This window comes from Huintestinicola butyrica (assembly GCF_025567215.1).
Taxonomy (GTDB): Bacteria; Bacillota; Clostridia; order Oscillospirales; family Ruminococcaceae; genus Huintestinicola; species Huintestinicola butyrica.
In genome coordinates this window covers 236,738-257,869 of record NZ_JAOQKB010000002.1, presented here as the reverse complement: position 1 = coordinate 257,869, position 21,132 = coordinate 236,738, and the positions used below count along the sequence as shown (strand labels likewise).

The 21,132-nt window shown below is 47.9% G+C and carries 17 protein-coding genes; 12 read left to right on the top strand and 5 right to left on the bottom strand.

Annotation, left to right across the window (positions count from 1 at the left end; all coding sequences use genetic code 11):
* Positions 1-40: 40 nt before the first annotated feature.
* From OCV68_RS03365 to OCV68_RS03350, 4 genes are all read right to left on the bottom strand, one after another.
* Positions 41-1,192 (bottom strand): cellulase family glycosylhydrolase, encoded by a 1,152-nt coding sequence (locus tag OCV68_RS03365; RefSeq protein WP_262570722.1) that lies wholly within the window; start codon positions 1,190-1,192, stop codon positions 41-43.
* Between the two features lie 18 nt (positions 1,193-1,210).
* Positions 1,211-2,128 (bottom strand): SufB/SufD family protein, encoded by a 918-nt coding sequence (locus tag OCV68_RS03360; RefSeq protein ID WP_262570721.1) that lies wholly within the window; start codon positions 2,126-2,128, stop codon positions 1,211-1,213.
* On the bottom strand, positions 2,125-2,862 hold the full coding sequence (locus OCV68_RS03355) for an ABC transporter ATP-binding protein (protein WP_262570718.1): 738 nt from the start codon (positions 2,860-2,862) through the stop codon (positions 2,125-2,127). Before OCV68_RS03355 ends, OCV68_RS03360 begins: the two co-directional genes overlap by 4 nt.
* A gap of 371 nt (positions 2,863-3,233) precedes the next feature.
* Positions 3,234-4,502 (bottom strand): hypothetical protein, encoded by a 1,269-nt coding sequence (locus tag OCV68_RS03350; protein WP_262570717.1) that lies wholly within the window; start codon positions 4,500-4,502, stop codon positions 3,234-3,236.
* Between the two features lie 351 nt (positions 4,503-4,853).
* Between OCV68_RS03350 and rplU the strand changes: the two genes are divergently transcribed.
* The 12 genes from rplU to pflA all read left to right on the top strand — a co-directional run bounded on the left by rplU (position 4,854) and on the right by pflA (position 19,868).
* Positions 4,854-5,168, top strand: coding sequence for a 50S ribosomal protein L21 (gene rplU, locus OCV68_RS03345; RefSeq protein WP_022474803.1), 315 nt, complete (start codon positions 4,854-4,856; stop codon positions 5,166-5,168).
* Entirely contained in the window at positions 5,165-5,494 is a 330-nt protein-coding gene (locus tag OCV68_RS03340) for a ribosomal-processing cysteine protease Prp (RefSeq protein WP_022474802.1), read from the top strand. Before rplU ends, OCV68_RS03340 begins: the two co-directional genes overlap by 4 nt.
* Positions 5,487-5,768, top strand: a complete 282-nt coding sequence (rpmA, locus tag OCV68_RS03335) for a 50S ribosomal protein L27 (protein ID WP_022474801.1) — start codon at positions 5,487-5,489, stop codon at positions 5,766-5,768. The genes OCV68_RS03340 and rpmA overlap by 8 nt, the downstream gene beginning before the upstream one ends.
* A 77-nt stretch (positions 5,769-5,845) precedes the next feature.
* Positions 5,846-6,415 carry a rhomboid family intramembrane serine protease gene (locus OCV68_RS03330; protein ID WP_147621173.1) on the top strand — a complete coding sequence of 190 codons (570 nt, stop codon included), beginning with the start codon at positions 5,846-5,848 and terminating at the stop codon, positions 6,413-6,415.
* A 209-nt stretch (positions 6,416-6,624) separates the two neighbouring features.
* On the top strand, positions 6,625-8,022 hold the full coding sequence (locus tag OCV68_RS03325; RefSeq protein WP_262570711.1) for a hypothetical protein: 1,398 nt from the start codon (positions 6,625-6,627) through the stop codon (positions 8,020-8,022).
* Between the two features lie 133 nt (positions 8,023-8,155).
* Positions 8,156-9,814, top strand: a complete 1,659-nt coding sequence (locus OCV68_RS03320) for an alpha/beta hydrolase (protein WP_262570708.1) — start codon at positions 8,156-8,158, stop codon at positions 9,812-9,814.
* Positions 9,815-9,898: 84 nt separating this feature from the next.
* Positions 9,899-10,567 carry a DUF2461 domain-containing protein gene (locus OCV68_RS03315; protein ID WP_262570706.1) on the top strand — a complete coding sequence of 223 codons (669 nt, stop codon included), beginning with the start codon at positions 9,899-9,901 and terminating at the stop codon, positions 10,565-10,567.
* Between the two features lie 231 nt (positions 10,568-10,798).
* Positions 10,799-15,604, top strand: a complete 4,806-nt coding sequence (locus tag OCV68_RS03310) for a hypothetical protein (protein WP_262570703.1) — start codon at positions 10,799-10,801, stop codon at positions 15,602-15,604.
* A 60-nt stretch (positions 15,605-15,664) separates the two neighbouring features.
* The gene (locus OCV68_RS03305; protein WP_147621177.1) at positions 15,665-16,204 is read left to right on the top strand and encodes a GtrA family protein; all 540 of its coding nucleotides are present in this window, start codon (positions 15,665-15,667) and stop codon (positions 16,202-16,204) included.
* Between the two features lie 406 nt (positions 16,205-16,610).
* A complete protein-coding gene (pflB, locus tag OCV68_RS03300) occupies positions 16,611-18,692 on the top strand; it encodes a formate C-acetyltransferase (protein WP_147621816.1) in 2,082 nt (693 codons plus the stop codon).
* Positions 18,693-18,837: 145 nt separating this feature from the next.
* Positions 18,838-19,080: an autonomous glycyl radical cofactor GrcA3 gene (grcA3, locus tag OCV68_RS03295; RefSeq protein WP_022475350.1), complete on the top strand. Its 243-nt coding sequence runs from the start codon at positions 18,838-18,840 to the stop codon at positions 19,078-19,080.
* 17 nt (positions 19,081-19,097) lie between these two features.
* The gene (gene pflA / locus OCV68_RS03290) at positions 19,098-19,868 is read left to right on the top strand and encodes a pyruvate formate-lyase-activating protein (RefSeq protein WP_147621178.1); all 771 of its coding nucleotides are present in this window, start codon (positions 19,098-19,100) and stop codon (positions 19,866-19,868) included.
* A gap of 44 nt (positions 19,869-19,912) precedes the next feature.
* Here the strand turns inward: pflA and OCV68_RS03285 are convergent, their stop codons facing one another.
* Positions 19,913-21,088: an NAD(P)-dependent malic enzyme gene (locus OCV68_RS03285; protein ID WP_262570700.1), complete on the bottom strand. Its 1,176-nt coding sequence runs from the start codon at positions 21,086-21,088 to the stop codon at positions 19,913-19,915.
* Positions 21,089-21,132: the final 44 nt, after the last annotated feature.

Genomic DNA, 21,132 nt, shown 5'->3' with positions numbered 1-21,132 from the left:
TCGCCTGCATATGCGGACGGGGGCTGACTTGTTTTACGGATTATTCGGCAGCGGTCTCGGCTGCTGCTTTTTTGCCAATGGGATAGACCTTGTCGGGAATGTAATCATACATTGCGTTGGTAGCGGTCCGGGTCAGGTCGTAGCGGTACCAGCTGTAATCCTCTTCAACGGGATCCATCCATACCATAACACCGTTCCAGCCGTTATCATATGCTGCCTTGTATTCCTCGGTAAGTGTCATCTTGCTTTCCTTTTCATCATCGTTGGAAGCTTCTCCAAGGAGTGTGGGCTTTGTGCCGTCAAGACCGAAGTCTGTGGGTGAGCCTGAGTAGGGGAAGCCGAAGTAGGGCTTTTCCCACATATAGAAATGGGGGCTGTAGAAGTCCACATAAGCCTTGTCATTGCCTGTAACTTCTTTAAGGTGCTCGTCGGAAACGATGTTGCCCTCGTACTTGTCGGAGTTGTATCTTACCATGCCGAAGCCGACAGTTACAAGAGTATCGGAGTTTTCGTGGATAGTTGCGGCGCACTTTCCGAAGAAGTATGAAAGGCCGTTCCAGTCAAGCTGACCACACTCTGCGTTCTCATGCACCCAGTCAGGCTCGTTCATAAGGTCAATGGCGAAAAGATACTCGTTGGAGCCGTATCTCTTGCAGAACTCGGCAACATATGTATCTGCATATGCATCGGTAAGCTCCTTTGATGAAACAAGGTTTCTCCACTTGTCATAGCCTGCGTTCGGCTCTTTGAAGTGGTCGAAGGAGGTGAGGGTAGCCATAACGTAAACGCCGTGCTTTTCAGCCATTTCAAAAAGCTTGTCAAGGTCAGTCCAGTGGCCTTCCCTTATTTCCTTTATCTCGCCTGTGGTCTTGAGGCGGATAATGCTCTCGCCTGCGCAGTTTATCCATATTCTTGTGCAGTTGATGTTATCCTCCGCAAGCTGAGCAAAGGCACCGTCCCAGAATTCTGCGTCCATGTTTCCCGTGAAGTCGTTCCAGTTGTGCCATGGTGTGTTGCAGCCGTTTATCCACAGCTCCTTGCCGTCCACCATGAACTTTGTTCCGTCAACAGTGACACGGGCGGAAGCAGTCTCTTCGGGAGCCGCTTCTTCTGCCTTGCCGCAGGACGAGAACGAAAAGAGCATGACCATTGACATTGCTGCAGCAGCGGCTCTTTTTGCAAATGCGTTCATTTTACAAAACTCCTCCTATTATTTCAGGAAGCCATCGATGATCTTTCTTTCAGCTTCCTCTTCTGTAAGACCAAGTGTGCAGAGCTTGATTATCTGCTCGCCTGCGATTTTTCCGATAGCCGCTTCATGGATAAGCGAAGCGTCTATGCAGGCAGCGTTCAGTGCGGGAGATGCGTTTACACGGCCGTTCTCCGCAAGGATAGCGTCACATTCGGAGTGACCTGTGCAGCGGCAGTTGCCCTCGATGACCGAGATATATTCCTGATAGGAATTTCCCCTTGCAACGGAGCGGGAAACAAGGTCAGCCGCACTTCCGTCACCGTCAAGTGAAACGTTGAATACAGACTTTGCCCTTTCGTCGCCGTCGGTGAGAAGCCTTTCTCTTATTACAAGCTTTGCGCCAGCACCGAGCTTTGCGTTGGTGGTTCGTGATGTGCTTGTAACGCCGCCCAGCTGAGAGGTGTCCATCTCCATATAAGCATTTTCGTCAAGAGTTGCATCGGTAACGGGGTCAATGCGCTTAGCGCCTGCGCCCTTTCCTGTGCCTATGTGCTTTTCCTTGTAAAGCACCTTTGCGTTCTTGCCAACAAAGAAACGGTGGATACCGTTGTGGCGGGCTTCCTCTTCATCATCGGAATGAACGCCGCAGCCTGCCACAATAATGACATCTGCGCCCTCTTCAACAAAAAAGTCGTTATATACCAGATCATCAACTCCGCCGTGAGTTACACAGGCAGGGATATAAACAGTCTCCTGCTGTGCCTTGGAGCTGATAAAAATGTTGATTCCCGGGTTATCGGTCTTTGATTCTATTCTGATATTTTCCGAGGACTGACGGCCTGCACAGCCGCTGTTCTCACGGATATTGTATGCGCCCTTGAATTTGCCGTCCCAGTCGGAGACGATCTCCAGAAGCTTTTCGGTTATATCGTTCATGCTCTGACCTCCCTTTTAGCCTTGTCCATGGGACAGCGTTCTGTCTTTTCATCTGCAAGCAGAGTGGGCAGGACATCGTCCTTTTTGCCGCAGGTGCGAACCTTTCCGCCTGCAATGACAACGATGTTGTCCGCAATTTCCATGATCCTTTCCTGGTGGGAGATGACCAGCAGCGAGCGGCTGCCCTCTGCTTTAAGGCGCTCGAAAGCCTCGATAAGATTGGAGAAGCTCCACAGGTCGATGCCTGCCTCAGGCTCATCAAAAACCAGCATGGAAGCGTTCTTTCTTGCAAGAACGGTGGCTATCTCTATGCGCTTGCTCTCGCCGCCCGAAAGGCTGGAGTCAGCCTCTCTGTTGATATATTCCCTTGAGCAAAGACCTACCTCGCCCAGCAGGGAACATACCTTGTCCCTTGGAAGCTTTTCCTCGGCGGAAAGCTCCAGCAGGTCAAGAACCGTAAGACCCTTGAAGCGGACAGGCTGCTGAAATGCGTATGCGATGCCCTTTTTGGCACGGTCGGTGATGCTGAGTTCGGTGATGTCCTCACCGTTGAGAAGTATTTTGCCCTCAGAGGGAGCGTACAGACCTGCGATGACCTTTGCCAGCGATGTCTTTCCGCCTCCGTTGGGACCTGTTACAACAGTCAGCTGACCGTCGGGGATAGAAAGGCTAATGCCTTTTAATATTTCGCCGCCGTCGGGAAGCTGCCAGTGGATATTTTGAAGCTCCAGCATATTTTTCCTCTTTTCTGTCTATTCGGTGCAGATGCAATATCTACTGTTTGAATAGGTTTAATATAAATTGTTGTGGAAAATCACATTTTTCACGCTGTTATATTATACTATATACATATATTTTTGTCAAGCAAAGAAAAATTATGCGGATATGAAAAAAGCTCAGCTAAAAGTATAAGTCAGCTGATCTTTTGAAATGTTAGAACCTGTCTTCATAAGAAATGTGTGCGGATTTTCGAGCATAATTTTGTTGCAGAGTAGGCAAAAATCCGCAGGCGGGCTTTCGCCCGGCAAGGATTTTTAACGCAGTCTGCGGCAAAATTTGCCGAAAAGACGTGCGCATATGCTTGTGAAGACGGGTTCTTATGATGTCAGGTCGCCTGAACTTTGTCTCCGGGCTTTTCCTCGCCCTTGGGAGGATCCATCCAGCCGGTGTGATCGCTGAGGACAGCCAGCTTGTCGCTGTCGCACAGGCGGTCCCACTTATTCCATTCGAGCACCTCAAAAACATCACCCTTTGCGTCGCATTTCATTACAGCCCGCATAAGTGAACAGTTGGAGGGTACACGGATAAGCAAATATTTTGCGCTGCGTTTGGACATTATAACATACTCGTACAGCCTTGAACCACGAAGCACACGGGTAAAGGTGTAATCCTGACTAATGATCTCGTTCTTTAATCTCTCCGATTTTTTCTTTGCCGATGAGTTGAACATAAGCTTTATGGAGTTCATTGTGCGGTTCATCTCATAGTTCTTGTGAAGATGTTCGTCGCCATATTTAATAGTGTCCTCCACATCGTCCTCACGGAAAGCAAATACACGCTCATCAAGCTCCATTATGCGCCTTGCCACAACAGCGTTCCAGTAACCTCTGAAATAAAGTCCACGTTTGGGGTGCTTGTCGCCTGTTACCAGAAAAAGACCGTTATCGACGATGATACGATATGTTTCCGAGCCTGCCTGACCCTCTGCTTCTTTTATCTTCGCCTTTTCGGCAGTGTCCTTTGCGCTGATGCCTGCCAGCCTGCATATCAGCATGATGATTCCCACAATGAAGTTTATTATGATAAACAGGGGAATGAAAGTGCACCAGATATTTGCAACAGCCACCATCAGCAGCAGTAACAATATCTTTACGATGCCCGCACGGGTCTCACCCACATGGCCGTAGGTGGTGCCGTATTTGTCCGTATAAACATAGTTTTCGTTTATGAAGAAATCGTTGATGGATTTTGCAGGGTCAATGTGCCTGTACAGCGAGCAGGGGAGAGTTATGCCGAATATGAGGCACAAGATGCTTTCGATAAATACTATAAAAGAGTACAGCTCCAGCACCTTTGCGGTGTTTTCGCTTACCTGAATGCAGAATATCTTTGCGACAGGTATGGGGACTTCCTTGCCGCTGTCCTCGCCGAACCATTCCTTGCCCAGCAGCACTGAGGCTTCCTCGGGAGTGGGATCAGTTCCCTCAGGGAAATAGTCCATGGCATTTCCCACGGTGATGATGCTGTCGGGGTATTTTTCACTGTAGTTGTCAAAGCTGCTGTCAAATTTAAGGAGCTTTGCGCAGAGCATGACCAGTAGGATAGATACAACGAGCACTATCGTTTCAAGGAGAGCTGAGAATAACGGCTTCATTTTTACGACCAACCTTTATAAGTTTTTTGAACAGGAAAAATTTTTATACAAAATTATGATAACACAGTCACGTAAATAATGCAATATGTTATGAGAAATAAATTTGCGGCGCAATGGCTTTGTTGACATGGGTACAATTATAGTATATAATATAACTTGGTTTGATTGACAGTGGGCAGCGGAATGAAAAATCCCGCAAAAAAATAAATAAAGTGCAAAAAAGCCCTTGACAAAACAAATTCGGCGTGGTATAATTTTTCTTGCCGCATGTAACAGGCTATGGAAGCAGTGCGCCCATTGGCAGCTCGCCTGGTGCAGCGAGTTTTTATAGGAAAAGGCAGGTGCCGTAAAATGTACGCTATTATCGAAACAGGCGGAAAGCAGTATCAGGTCAAGGAAGGCGACGAGATCTTCGTTGAGAAGCTCGCAGTTAACGCTGATGACACAGTTACTTTTGACAAGGTAATTGCTGTAAACAACGACAGCGCTCTTACAGTTGGCGCTCCCTACGTTGCAGGTGCATCCGTAGAGGCTAAGGTTATCAAGAATGGTAAGTCCAAGAAGATAACTGTTTTCACCTACAAGGCTAAGGAAGGATCCACTCACAAGAAGCAGGGTCACAGACAGCCTTACACTAAGGTAAGAATCGACGCTATCAAGGCATGATAAAGGCTGTTTTTTATAAGAAAAACGGCGGTTTATCGGGCTTTTCACTATCAGGTCATGCAGGCTGGGGCGAAAGTGGGAGCGACGTTGTGTGCGCATCTGTTTCCTCGGCGGCAGAGCTTGTGTGCAATACCGTTACCGACTTCTTTAACGATGAAGCGGAGGTATCAGTGCTTGAAAATAAGCTTGCTCTGAAATTGAAAAGCGGCAGCGAGAATTCCCGCAGACTGCTTGAGTCGTTTTACGCTCATCTCGGTCTGATATCCGAGGAGTTTCCCGGCTGTATCAGGATTATTATTGAAAGGGAGGCTACCAATCATGATTAGAATTTCCATGCAGTTTTTTGCACATAAAAAAGGTATGGGTTCCACTAAGAACGGTCGTGACAGCGAATCCAAGAGACTTGGAGTTAAGAGAGCTGACGGTCAGTTCGTAACCGCAGGCAACATCATCGTTCGCCAGAGAGGTACTCATATTCATCCCGGCGCAGGCGTTCAGATCGGTTCTGACGATACTATCTTCGCTGTTGTTGACGGCAAGGTAAAGTTCGAGCGCGTTGGCAAGGACCGCAAGAAGGTTAGCGTTTACGCTGCTGAATAATTTCTGCGATTTTGAAGAGTCGCTTTTGCAGTTTCTGTGAAAGCGGCTCTTTTTTTACAACCGAAAGGGGATAGGCAATGAAATTTCCTAAGATAACATACAATTCTCCCGTAACACTTACATTTGCACTGCTGGCGCTGGGGGCAACTCTGCTTATTCAGTTTATCGGTCAGAGTGCCGCTGTGAGGTTCTTTTCGGTTTACCGTGCTCCGCTGACCGACCCGCTTTTTTATCTGCGAATGTTCACCCATGTGCTGGGCCATTCGGATATGTCCCACTTTATGGGCAATTTCACCGTAATACTGCTGGTAGGACCTATGCTGGAAGAAAAATACGGCGGAAAGCGCCTGCTGATAATGATAATCTTCACAGCGTTCATTACGGGACTTATCAACGTTATCTTCTTCCCCGGGATGGCTCTTCTGGGGGCAAGCGGAATTGCGTTTATGATGATACTTCTCAGTTCCTTTGCCAACAGCGGCAGCGGCGAGATACCTCTCACACTTATCTGCGTGGCTGTGCTTTATCTGGGAACGGAAGTGCTGAACGGTCTGTTTGCTCACGATAACATCTCCCAGATGGCACATATCATCGGAGGAGTGTGCGGCTGTGCCTTTGGCTGGCTCATCTGCAATAAAAAGGCGTAATATATTGTCGAAAATAATAAAAATCAAGCTTATTATAGTGCTGACTTTGAATAAAATAACGGAATAATTGCGCGCCTGATTTAAATTTTTTAAAATCTATAGACATTTATCCGGCAGTGTGGTATAATTAAATGTAATTATCCTGTGGGAGATTGCCCGGCATACGGTGCATTGTCCCTCAAAGTCAACGAAAGGATAGGTTAGTTCAAATGGCAAGATTTAATATAAAGAAAATTACCGCAGTTGCTGCGGCTGCCGCTGTTATGTCCTCTATGACAGCCTGCGGCGAAAATACCACATGGGGCGCTACCATTGACGGCAGCGATATCCCTGCGGGTATCTTCATCTATTACCTTCAGTCCGCTTACTACAGCGCACAGTCCAAGCTCAATGAGGAAAATTCCGCATCAAGCGATGCAGTAGCTTCCGCTGACGGCACAACAACTACCGCTGCCGTTTTCAGCTCTCAGATCGACGGCAAGGATGCTAAGACATGGATATATGACGAGGCTACCAAGTCCATGCAGGAATATGCGGCTATCGAAGCAAAGTTCACCGAGCTGGGTCTTACCATTACAGCCGATGAAAAGGACGCTGCAAAGGTTTACTGCGACCAGACCTGGGACTATGCTGGCGAGTATTACACCAAAATGGGTATCAGCGAAAAGTCCTTTACCTCCCTTTATCTCAATTCTCAGAAGAGGGACAAGGTGTTCAAGACCATCTACTCCGAGGGCGGCGAATATGCTGTTTCCGATGACGAGATAAAGACATATCTTGACGAAAACTATGCAATGATAAACTACATTGCTATGGAGCTGAAGGACGGTTCGGGCAATCTGCTCAAGTCCGACGGCAAGGCTGAGATTATGTCCATGGCTGAGAGCTATGTTGAGCGCTACAAGAACGGCGAGGATTTCGATGCTCTTAACGCCGAATATACCGCATATTATGACAATCTCAAGGCAGAAGCCGAGGCTGCTGCCGCAGAAGAAGCTGCCAATGCAGCCGCTGACGAAGCAGAGACCGAGACTTCTACCGCTGAGGTAACTCCTTCCGATGCAGAGGCTGCTCTGGAGGATAATGCCGACGAGATCACCGATTCTGCCGAGACCGCAGAAGATGCAACAGAAGCTTCCACTGATGACACTGCCGAAGCTGATGAGACCGCTGATACCGCAGAGGAAACAGCCGAAGTCGACAGCACTACAACAGAGGAAGCTGCCGAGACAACAGAAACTTCCGCCGATGCTTCCGCAGAGGAGACTACCGATTCAGGCGAGCAGATCTCTTCCAACAAGACCGTTATTGAAAAGAGCGGCACAACTCCCGATTCCGCAGTTGTTTCCAAGGTGTTTGACGAGATGCAGAAGGGTGATATCCAGATCATCGAATCCTCCGACAGCGAAAAATATTACATTGTCCTCAAGATGGACGTTCTCGAAACTGACGAGTACTTCCTCAGTGCAAAGGATTCACTCCTTTACGAGATGAAGTCCGAGGATTTTGATGCTCTCATCACTCAGTGGACCGAGGCTCAGAACGTTGTAAAAAATCAGGACGCTTATAAGAGATACGACCCCAAGAAGCTTTTTGACCAGAACTGATATTGCATATAAAACTTATCCCGTGACCCGAAAGGGCTGCGGGATTTTTTGTTTCTTCCTATTGCATTTTGCATTAAAAAGTGTATAATAGAATATGAGTATTAGTGTAAGCTAACCAAAGGAGGATAAACATATGAAATTCTATCGCTTTGGCAATGAAGATAAACCTGTTATAATGCTGCTTCCCGGAACCTGCTGCCACTGGAAAACATTTTCGGCTGTGATACCCTTGCTGAAAGATACTTTTCAGGTAGTTTGCATTTCATACGACGGCTTTGACGAAAATGAGCCTGATGCAATTTTCCCCACAATGACCGAGGAAACTAAAAAGATAGAAAGCTATATCAAAGCAAAATTCGGCGGACGTATATTTGCCGCTTACGGCTGCTCGCTGGGCGGAAGCTTTGTGGGGCTGCTTATCGGACGTGAAAAAATACATATCGATCACGGCTTTATAGGCTCTTCCGATCTTGACCAGGCAGGTATAGTGGGCGCACGTATCCAGTCAGCCATAGTCAAGCCTGTGCTCGGTAAGGCTGCCCATGACGGCAAGCTGCCCGAGTGGATGACAAATATGATGCTCAAAAAGGCAGAGGACCCCAAAGAGGCTGAAAAGAATATCAAGACCTTTGAGAAGCTGTTCGCAAGCATAAGCTTTGCATCGGAAAAGAGCATTTACAACCAGTTCTACTCCGATCTGGTAACTCCCCTTAAAGACAATATCCGTGTGGGGGGCACGACTGTTCATATCTTCTACGCTCTGAAAATGGGTGAGAAGTATTTTGACCGATACAACAAGCATTTTCCCGATGCCGATATCGTGGCGAGGGACTACAGCCATGAGCAACTTTTAATGAGCTATCCCGAGCAGTGGGCACAGGATATAAAGCGCTGCTGCGGACTGCCCTTTGATGAGGAAAAGGCTCTGCCTGAGTCATTGTCCTACAGACGTGGCAAGAAGCGCTTTTTCGACAGCCATCACTATGAGGAGGCAGTTGTAAAGGGCTGCAATTTCAAATATATGGACTGCGGAAAAGGGGACAAGACCATTGTTTTTCTTGTAGGCGGACTTGGCACCTCCGAGGCGGTGTATCCGTATGTAAGCGCTCTGGAGGGCAGATACAGGTTCATCACCTTTGACTATCCCTTTGAGTGCATGGATATGAAGTCATTGTGCGAGGCGATAATCGACCTGCTGGATTATCTTGATGTGGATAAGGCGGTTTGGATGGGAGCTTCATTCGGCGGGTACATGGCTCAGCTCCTTGCGTCCGAGTTTCCCGAAAGGACAGAGGCAATGTGCCTGTTCTCCACAGCGGCGCTTTCCGAAAGAACTGTCGGTGCACTGAGAAGCAAGTACAAGAACGCTGCTCCCATTGTCCTCAAGGCTATGGAAACCGTTCCTTACAGCATTGTAAGATCCTTTGAAATGAAGCAGAGCATGGGGCATATTGAGGGGGCTTCTGCGGAAGAGGCTTATTATATGCGTGATATGTTCAACGATATCTACAGCGGCTATACATCTGAGTTTGATGTTCATATGACCCGCCTTGTGGCTGATGTTATAAACCGGCAGCCCTGCACAGCGGATAAATTCGCATACCTTGACGGAAGAGTGCTGCTGGTACTCCCCGAGGACGATGGCATCTTTGACCGTGATATGCAGAATGACCTTATGGAAATGATGCCCTCACCTATGATCGGCCGTGTAAGCGGAGGTCATGCAGCTACCCTGATGCGTGTGGGCGATTATATAAAGTATGTTGACGAGTTTATGGAGAAGCTTGACTGATACTGTTTTCAGAAATGTTCTTGATTTTTTCACATCAAAGGGATATCATATGAATATATACTAACGGAAAACGGAGGATATGATATGCCATTTTCACCTCAGACCATAGATTTTCTCACCATGAACCGCCTGAATGACAGTAAGTTATGGTTCAACGAGCATAAGGACGACTACCGCAGATTTGTTGCGGAGCCGTTCAGGGAGTTCACCGAAAAGCTGCTGCCCGAAATGCAGAAAATAGACCCGCTCATCAACAGCGTGCGCATTTCAAGGATATACCGTGACGCAAGATATTCACGGGGAAAGTCGGTTTTCAGGGAGAATATGTGGTGTACTTTCGGCCGTACAAGGGAGCTTTATTACTCCCTGCCATGCTTTTATTTTGATATCTCGGCAAACGGCTTTGAGTACGGCTGCGGATTTTACGAGCCTGCCCGTGAGACCATGGATGCAATGCGTGAGATGATAAAAGGGGACAGTCCGCTTTATATCGCTGCTGCTGACGCTTTTTCTTCCCAAAGTGTTTTTGAGCTTTACGGAGATGTGTATAAGCGAAATCATTTCCCCGACCAGAGCGAGGAAAAATGCCTGTGGCTCAATCGGAAGAATATAGGTATGACAGCTCTCAGCACCGACTGGTATATGCTGTTCAGCGACCGCCTTGCCGATAAGATAGCGGCAGATATCAGGCAAGTGATACCTGTTTACGATATGCTGCTTGCTGCCTGTGAGGCAGGCGCGAAAAAAGAGTGAAAAATGCGCTTCCCTGCGTGTGGGAAGCGCATTTTTTATGAACATTGTTTTTATGACGACTTGTTACGTTATGCAAAAGTACCAAAAGCAAGCGGAAATATTTTTGTATAAAATACTCTAATAATTCGTTGACAGACGGTTTGTTTTTTGGTATAATGATTACAATTATAGGAAAAGTATGCCTGTATGCGCGTACTTTTTTGGCAAAATACAAAGGGAGGAATCATTGCTGTGGAAACAATCAATTACAATCGCTTTAAAGAGTCCTGTGAAGAATTCAAGAGTGCGTTCAGTGACAGCTTTTTCAGCAGCGGAAGGCTTTTCTGCCACCCTCTGCTCGATGGTGTGATCTATACGCCCTGTTCCCCTGAGGAGGCTAAAAGCAACAGTATGGATATCTGCCGCATGGCCGATATGCTGCTTATGTCCGCTGACGGAAAGGAATATCTTCCCTTCAAGATAGCAGAGGCAAGAAAGATAGCTGCCGAGAATGGAACTGTCTATATCTCAAACCTGCTTTTTAAAGAGACATTCATGGCTTATGACTGGATGATAGACGGCAAGCATGATACTCTTATTATCAGCGAGGAGCATATGAGAAAAGAGGGCAAGAACTATGCCCCCGTTACCCCGCTGACAAACGTTGTTCAGCCGTTCAAGAAGTTTACCAACCATTTTCTTTACAAGAAGGGCACTCTTGAAGAGCCTGCCGTTCTTGGCGATAAGGAGATAAAGGACAGACTTGACGCTCATTTAAAGGACGCTCTTTCCTCTTATGTGGGAACAGAGTATGTGGGCGAGCCTCAGTTTGATCTGTTTGACGGCAAGATAACCATGGACACCAACGAGTCAAGGTGCATGGAGCTTGACAAGGGCATAAAGCTTGCCGATGAATTTGAAAAGAGCATGGAACCCAATGTTTCCGCATTCAAGAGCGGCGGCATTGACTTTGACATGAAAAAATACATGGCGGCATTTTTTATGGCTGAGTCAGAAAAGTGCGGCGTAAAGACTGAGGAAAAGGACTTTGCTTCCTGCGAGACCACCGAGGATATGGGCAAGGCTCTCAGAAAGCTTGTTTCCGAAAAGAACGGCTACGGCTTCAAATATACCGAGCCTGATGCCGAAAAGGCTGAAAAGCTGCTCAGGGCTGCAGAGCTTGGCTCTCCCGAGGGCGTAAAGGCTCAGGTATCCGAGCTGCTGAAGATCCGTCCCGCATTTGCAAGCGTGTTCAATCTGGCAAGAGCAGCGTCTCCTGCCGATGCTGAGAATATCGAGACTATTTCCGATTACTGGTGCTCCTCAGCACTTTCGGCTGCCGAGCTGGGCGAGTATCTGGCAAAGGCATATGTTCCCGCTGACTGCCGCTCTGCTGACGGCAAGCTTTGCTGCGGCGGTGCAAAGGCTTCCGTTATTTTGGAGGACCTTAAAAATGCGGCTGCCAAGTATAAGCTGAAAAACGTTCCCGCTGCCGATGAGCTTGCTGCATACTGCGAAGAGTTCGAGAAGCAGTCACGCACATACAACGGCACCGTTTTTGCCACCAAGGAAGAAATGGAAAAGGCTGTCAAGAATGAAAAGGAGCTGGCTGACCTTTGCGCAGACCTTTCCGCTCTTGATGAAGCTGAGCTGAAAAAGCTCCGTACATATATCTACGACATGAAGCTTGACAAGAAGACCACAGGCAAGTACCTGCTCAAGATCAAGCTTGCTCTCAACGACTGCGAGAAAAATCAGCTTAAGCTTCTCTGCACAGGCGTTTCTCTCAAAAATTACGACGAGCTGGCTGCTCTCAAGAAGAAGATCAAGGAGGGCGGCTTTGACGAAGTTGTGGCAGCTCCTTACCTTGCCGAGATCAATGACGGTATGCTCAGCGCACAGCTCCGTGAGCTTACCGATATGTTCAAGACCATTCCCGATGCTGCCGCTGCCGACAAGCTGGAAAAGGATCTGGCTTCCGACAGGTTTGACAAGATGTTCAAGAGGCACTTCACTGCAAAGATTGCTTCCGCAAGGGACGGCTTTGCGAGAACTCAGATAAGCGAGATATGCAAGGATATCGAGACTGCTGCCGAGAAGGCTCTGGAGGATATTTCCAAGAAGCTTGATGAAGTAAAGTGCGGCGATGCGCTTAAAGCACCTTTCAGAAAGCAGATATCCCAGCGCTTTGAAGTTCTTGAAAAGCAGGCTGCCGACAAGGAATTTGAGGGCATTGCAACTGCCGACAAGGCTAAGCTTGACAAGATGAGAGAAGTCATCAAGTCGGGCAGATTCAAGGCTGCGCTTACCGACAAGTACGCTGCTGACATTGAGAAGAGAGCCGTTGAGCTTGAAAATGCAGAGTTTGTAAAGAAGTGCGAGACCATTCCTCAGATGGACGCAAAGGCTCTGGCAGAGATCATCGTTCAGCTGGAAAGTGAAAAGTATCCCGAGGATATCGTCAAGAAGTATATGCCCATGACTGCCGAAAGAGAAAAGGCACTCAAAAAGGAAGAACTTGCTCAGATGTGCAAGGATATCGCTTCCATGGACTTTGCAAAGCTCGATGCTCTTGAAGCAAAGCTGAAGGACGAAAAGTATGCTCCCGATATGACCGCAGGCTACTTTGATTCCATAAAGGCAAGAAGAAAGGCTCTTTACAATGCCGAAGCAGACGGTCTCTGCAAGAACATCGGCAATATGCAGAAGCCTGAGCTTGCACAGCTCACCGAAAAGCTCAAAAACGAAAAGTATGATCCCGAATATACCAAGAAGTATTTTGACGAGATCGACAAGCGCTTCAACAAGATCGAGACCGACAAGCTTGACAGTATGTGCAAGAATATCGAAAAGCTCAAAAAGCCCGAGCTTGAAAAGCTCACTGCCGATATCAGCGCACTGGGACTGCGCAAGGAGAATGCCGCTCCTTATCTGGAAAAGATAAGAAAGCAGGAGATATCCCTCATCAAGTCCCAGCTTGAAAGTCTCTGCAAGAATATCCCCAATACTCCAAGAAAGGAACTTTCCAAGCTCAGAGAAGCCCTTACAGGCGACGATTTTGACAAGGAGCTTACCGCAAAATATATCGAGCAGATCGACAAGCGAACTGCCGAGCTTATCAAGAAGGAGCTTGCAGACCTTTGCAGCAACATTGCAGGTTCGCCCAAGGATAAGCTTATAAAGATGAAGCTCACCATCAGCGAAACTCCCGAATATGCCGAGGCTGGCAAGCCTTATGTTGAGCAGATCGAGAGCCGTCTCAAAGCTATTGACAAGGCTGAGTTTGATAAGCAGATGGCTTCCATCGACAAGCTTGACCGTGAAGCTCTTGAAAAGTTTGAGGAAGACCTTGAAAACCGCAAGCCTTCTCTTGATCCCAAGCTCTATGAGGCATCTGCCGCTAAGTGCAGGGAGAGGGGAGAGAAGCTTGAAAAGGCTGAGCTTGACAAGCTGACCGAAAATATCAAGAATGAAGATGTAAAGAAGCTCAACGAGATAAAGGATAAGATCCTCGAGGGTGACTTTACTCCCGAATATACATTCCCGTACATCAAGCGCCTTGACGATGAGATCAATGACCGTCACGTCAAGTATTTCACAAAGCTTACCGAAAATATCAACGGTATGTCCCGTGCAGAGCTTATCGTTCTCCTTGAAAAGATCAACAAGAATGAGGCACACTGCCCCGATGATATGCTCCAGCGCTACATCGGCAAGGTAAACTCCAAGATAAGAGAGGCAGACAGCAATATCCTTGCCCAGAAGTGCAGAAACCTTGGCACAACTACCGAGCATCAGAGCTTCGAACTTATCAAGGACATTAACGAGATGGATATCGACCCCGAGACCAAGAAGCGTTTCATCACTCAGGTTGAGCTGCACATCACTCACCTTAAGACTATTGAGCGTGACGGATACGTTGAAAAGCTCAAAACTCTCATGGCCGACAACAGTGTGACCGAGGCTCAGTTCTATGTTTCCGGCATTTCCAAGGCATTTGAAAGCTCCTTTATCAAAATACAGAACACATATGCAAGCACAGAGCAGTTTGAACTTCCTCTGCTGATACATATGGTGACAATGGGCGTTCCCGAGGACTCCTTCCTGCTCACCCTTGACCAGCTCTATTATCAGGGCAAGAACGGTCTGGGACATATCCCTGTAGATCAGATCGAGCGCTTTGAGATGAAGAAGTCACTGTTTGCAGCTACTCTCCATGTTGTTGAGAAGAGCGGCAAATCCAGCGAGCTTCCCTGCGGAATCAAGAAGAATCTCGATAACCCTGTTAAGATGCTCAACGGAATACTGGGCGTTATCCAGAAGGATAAGGCTGCCGCAAAGCTGAGAGAAGCTGAGGACATCAAGGCTGCCGAGGAAGCAAAGCTCAAAGAGCTTGAAGAAGAGCGCCTTGCTATCGAGGCTGCAAGAGCTAAGGCAGAAGCTGCCGAAAAGGCTCCCACACCCGTGCCTGCGCCTGTCCCTGCGCCTGTTCCTGCACCTGCTGCCGCTGCTGAAAAGGCTCCTGCCGCAAAGCCTGTTGATGCAGAAATTGAAAAGATAAAGCCCATCAAGCCTATTGAAGTGGTCGTATCCGCTGCTCATACCGAGGCACCCAAGCCCGTAGCCGCAGCGCCTGCAAAGCCTGTTGAAGCTCCCAAGGCTGCACCTGCTGCTCCTATTAAGCCCGCTGAGGCACCTAAGCCTGTGGAAGCGCCTAAGCCCGCTGCACCTGTTAAGCCTGCAGAGGCTCCCAAGGCTGCACCTGCGGCTCCTGCTAAACCCGTTGAGGCACCCAAGCCTGTGGAAGCGCCTAAGCCGGCACCTGCACTCGCAGCTGTTAAGCCTGTGGAGGTACCTAAGCCTGCCGAGGCTCCTAAGGCTGTCGCTCCTGTTCCCGCAAAGCCTGCGGAAGCACCCAAGCCCGCTCCTGCGCCTGCTGCATCTGCACCCGTTGAGGCTCACAAGCCCAAGATCAGATTCTGCGACCAGTGCGGCGCAAAGATCACCAGCGAAACTGCAAAGTTCTGCGCTGAGTGCGGCAACAAGCTTATAAAGTAATCTCTGATCAGAACCGTCGGTCAACCGGCGGTTCTGTCTTTTGAAGTGAAAGGACCTTTTATGACAAGAAAAACCTTCCGAAAGATATTTTCCATACTGCCAAAGCCTCTGTGCGAACTGTGCATGAAGTTTGAAAATGTGATAATATATGTGTTTTACGGCGTGCTCACAACGCTTATAAACTATGTCTCACATTTTGGACTTAGGCTTGCGTTAACTGATTTTTCGGGCGTGGATACCCACAGCTTTTCGGCGGTCATGGCAGCAATGGAAAATTCGGCGGTATCATCTGCGGGGGCGGCTACATTCTCATGGGTGGTTTCGATGCTTTTTGCGTTTTTCACCAATAAATTCTTCGTGTTTGAGGCACACGACACCACCGCGAAAGCATATGTGAAGGAGCTGCTTTCATTTGCAGGAGGAAGACTTTTCTCATACGGCTGCGAGGTTATTATAATGTTCGCATTCGTCGATGTTATGCGCTTCAACGAGCTGGTGGTAAAGCTCCTGTGCGGCATACTTGTTATGATACTTAACTACTTTCTCAGCAAGCTTATCGTGTTCAGAAAGAAGAGCGCCGATGGGGACAAAACTGCCTGAAAATGCTCATTTTATGCGAAAAACAGGATACTATGACTGAAAATCATGCTATATGCCCCCGTATATAGGGGGGCATATCATTTTTGTAATGTTAAATGCCAAATTAACATAAAAAAACACTTGACAAATCAGGACGTATATTGTATTATATAAGTAATAAGAAGTATTGCAGCCGTCTTGACCGTGCAGGGCAACAAACCTTGCGGTTTTTTATGCGCAGTGAATAACCACTCAAACGGTATAGTTTGTTGGAATGTGCATAAGTAATGCGGATTTTACAGAAATTTTCTGTAAAATTTACATAGCGTGACGGAGCAACTGCGTATTTCATCTCACAGCACTACAAGGCTTTGTGCTGCATAAAGCGGCGCAAAAGATTGAAGGAGGAAAATATACTATGAGTCAAATGCCACAGGAATGGGAAGGTTTCGTAGGCGGTCACTGGACCAAGGAAATCAATGTCCGTGAGTTCATCCAGAAGAACTACACACCTTATTACGGCGATGAAAGCTTCCTCGCCGGCCCTACAGAAGCTACCAAGAAGCTCTGGGCTGACGTTATGGAGCTTGCAAAGAAGGAAAGAGAAGCAGGCGGCGTTCTCGATATGGATACAAAGGTTGTATCTTCTCTTACCTCTCACGCAGCAGGTTATATTGATAAGGATCTGGAGCAGATCGTTGGTCTCCAGACAGACAAGCCCTTCAAGAGAGCTCTTATGCCTTACGGCGGTCTGAGAATGGCTGAGAAGGCTTGCTCCGACAACGGCTACACCATTGATCCTGAGATCAAGCACATCTTCACCGAATACAGAAAGACCCACAACGCAGGCGTATTCGATGTTTACACCCCTGAAATGAGAAAGGCAAGAACTGCCCATATCCTTACCGGTCTTCCCGATGCTTACGGAAGAGGAAGAATCATCGGCGACTACAGACGTGTTGCTCTGTACGGCGTTGACAGACTTATCGAAGACAAGCAGGAGCAGAAGGCTTTCTACACCTGTCCTATGACTGAGGAAAAGATCCGTGCAAGAGAAGAGATCGCTGAGCAGATCAGAGCACTTGAAAACCTCAAGAAGATGGCTGAGATCTACGGCTGCGATATCTCCAAGCCCGCTACAACAGCTAAGGAAGCTGTTCAGGCACTTTACTTCGGCTACCTTGGCGCTGTAAAGGATCAGAACGGTGCTGCTATGTCCCTCGGACGTACATCCACATTCCTCGATATCTATTTCGAAAGAGACTTCAAGAGAGGCATCCTCACCGAGGAGCAGGCTCAGGAGCTCATCGACCACTTCATCATGAAGCTCCGTCTCGTTCGTTTTGCAAGAACTCCCGAGTACAACTCCCTCTTCTCCGGAGATCCTCAGTGGGTAACTGAGTCCCTCGGCGGTATGGGCGTTGACGGCAGATCTATGGTAACAAAGAACTCCTTCCGTTACCTCCACACTCTCGAAAACCTTGGCACAGCTCCCGAGCCTAACATGACCGTTCTCTGGTCCACAAGACTCCCTGAGCCTTGGAAGGAGTACTGCGCAAAGATCTCCATCAATACATCTTCTATCCAGTATGAGAATGATGACCTCATGAGAGTTATTCACGGCGATGACTACGCTATCGCTTGCTGCGTATCTTCCATGGTTGTTGGTAAGGAAATGCAGTTCTTCGGCGCAAGAGCTAACCTCGCTAAGTGCCTCCTCTACGCTATAAACGGCGGTGTTGATGAGATCAGCGGCGTTCAGGTTGCTACCAAGTTCAGACCTATCACTTCCGAGTACCTCGATTACGACGATGTAATGGAGAAGTACGACGACATGATGACATGGCTCGCAGAGCTCTATGTAAATACTCTTAACATTATCCACTACATGCACGATAAGTACTGCTACGAAAGCCTCCAGATGGCTCTCCACGACAGAGAAGTAAAGAGATACTTTGCAACAGGTATCGCCGGCATCTCCGTTGTAGCTGACTCCCTCTCTGCTATCAAGTATGCTAAGGTTAAGACCATCAGAAACGAGCAGGGTATCGTTGTTGACTACCAGATTGAGGGCGACTTCCCCAAGTATGGTAACAATGATGACCGTGTTGATGAGATCGCTGAGGATATCCTCAACAGATTCATGAACAAGATCCGTCAGCAGCACACTTACAGACATGGTATTCCTACAACCTCTATCCTTACCATTACTTCCAACGTTGTATATGGTAAGAAGACTGGTTCTACACCTGATGGACGTAAGCTCGGTGTGCCTCTTGCTCCCGGTGCTAACCCCATGAGCGGCAGAGATACTCACGGTGCTTCCGCATCTCTCTCTTCCGTATCCAAGCTCCAGTTCTCCAACGCTCAGGATGGTATCTCTAATACCTTCTCCATCATTCCTGATGCACTTGGTAAGGACACAGGCGTATTTGTCGGCGACCTCGATATCGATGCTCTCTGCCCCAAGTGCGCTAATATTCCCAACACAAGCGATAACGACAGATAATCGCTTCCAAAGAATTATTTTGGCTGACGGTCTTTATAGGCCGTCAGCATAAAATAAACCCCACAGTGTGTTTCTTATAGCCATATAAAAATACACTCATTCGGTATAATACAAATCCACCTTTATTTTGAAAGGAGTTTTTACTATGGCAGCAAATGAACAGCAGATCAAAAACCTGGTAGGTCTTCTTGACGGTTATGCAGTTAAGGGCGGCCACCACCTCAACGTTAACGTATTCACACGTGATACTCTTCTCGATGCTCAGAAGCACCCCGAGAACTATCCTCAGCTCACTATCCGTGTTTCCGGATATGCAGTAAACTTCATCAAGCTTACCAAGGAGCAGCAGGACGACGTTATCTCCAGAACATTCCACGCAGCTCTTTAATAGAAAGTATTCTGTAGATGATAGGTTACATTCATTCAACAGAATCCTTCGGAACAGTCGACGGACCCGGTATTAGGTTCGTCGTCTTTTTCCAGGGATGTCCTATGAGATGCCTTTACTGCCATAACCCCGACACATGGCAGTTCCACAGCGAAAAGCACCCTGATATCGGCAAGCCTGTTACCGTTGATGAGATCCTTGCCATGTACGATGGTGTCAAGGAATTCCTCAAGGGCGGCGGAATCACCTGCACAGGCGGCGAGCCAATGGCTCAGCTTCCTTTCCTTACCGAGCTTTTTGAAAAGGCTCATGAGAGGGGAATAAGCACCTGTCTCGATACCTCGGGAATAACATTCAATCCCGAAAATACTGCCGATGTTGACCGTCTGCTTGATGTTACCGATGTTATCATGCTTGATATAAAGCATATCAATGACGAGGAGCACAAAAAGCTCACAGGTCACAGTAACAAGAATATTCTTGCTTTCGCTGAGTATGCAAGCAGCAAAAAGAAGCAGCTCTGGATACGTCACGTAGTAGTTCCCGGGATCACTTACAATGAGAAGTATCTCCACGAACTGGGCATGTTTATCTCAAAGCTGAAATCCGTCAAGGCGCTCGATGTTCTTCCTTACCACGACATGGGCAAGGTAAAATATCAGAATCTTGGCATTGATTATCCTCTTAAAGATGTTGAGCCTCTTCCTAAGGCAGAAGCCGCAAAGGCCCGTGATATCATTATGCAGGGTATCAAGGACGGTCTTGCCGCTGAATACAGCAAAAATTAAAAGCCATTGTCCAATACGGACAATGGCTTTTGTGTTATATATTCTTACTTGATTCTTGCAACTCCCGTTTCAATGGCAGCCTTTCTTACAGCTTCCGCAACTCTCTGAGCCATCTGGTGGTCAAGAGCATCGGGAATGATGTATTCGCTGCACAGCTTGTCTGCAGGAACTGACTCCGCAATGGCACGGGCTGCGGCAATGTTCATTTCATCGTTTATGCGGGAGGCACGCACATCAAGAGCACCTCTGAAAATGCCGGGGAAAGCAAGCACGTTGTTTATCTGGTTGGGATAATCGCTTCTGCCTGTTCCCACAACGGCTGCGCCCGCTTTCTTGGCAAGCTCGGGAAGAATTTCGGGGTCAGGGTTTGCCATGGGGAAGAGGATAGGCTGGGGAGCCATGCTCTTTACCATTTCCTCGGTAACACAGTTAGGTGCGGAAACTCCGATAAACAGGTCAGCGCCCTTAATGACCTCGGCAAGAGTACCCTTTTCGCAGTTCTGGTTTGTGATGTTGGCAATAAGCTCCTTTTCATGGTTCTGACCGTCCCTGCCCTTGTAAATAGCGCCGTGGCGGTCGCACATAATAACATTTTTCAGACCCATTGCAATAAGCAGCTTGACTATGGCAATGCCGGCAGCACCTGCTCCGCTGGTGACAGCCTTGATGTTCTCGATTTTCCTGTTGGTGAGCTTGAGAGCATTGATGACAGCCGCAAGAGTTACAACGGCAGTTCCGTGCTGGTCATCGTGGAATACGGGGATATCGCATTCCTCCTGGAGACGTCTCTCAATCTCAAAGCAGCGGGGAGCAGAGATGTCCTCCAGATTTATTCCGCCAAATGAGCCTGAGATAAGGCGTACAGTTTTGATGATCTCCTCAGTGTCCTTGGAAGCCACGCAGATGGGAATGGCATCAACATCGCCGAATTCCTTGAACAGTGCGCTCTTGCCCTCCATAACAGGCATAGCGGCGAGAGGGCCGATGTCGCCCAGTCCCAGAACGGCAGTTCCGTCTGTGATGACTGCCACCAGATTGGAGCGGCGTGTGTATTCATAGCTCAGGTCGGGATCTTTTTCAATAGCAAGGCAGGGAGCCGCAACGCCCGGGGTGTATGCGATAGAAAGGTCGTCCCTTGTTTTAAGGGGAACACGGCTGATGACTTCTATCTTGCCCTTCCACTGGCTGTGTTTTTTCAGTGCTTCTTCCGAATAGTTCATATTACATTTCCTTTCTGTATATTCATATGTTTATACACTCTTAT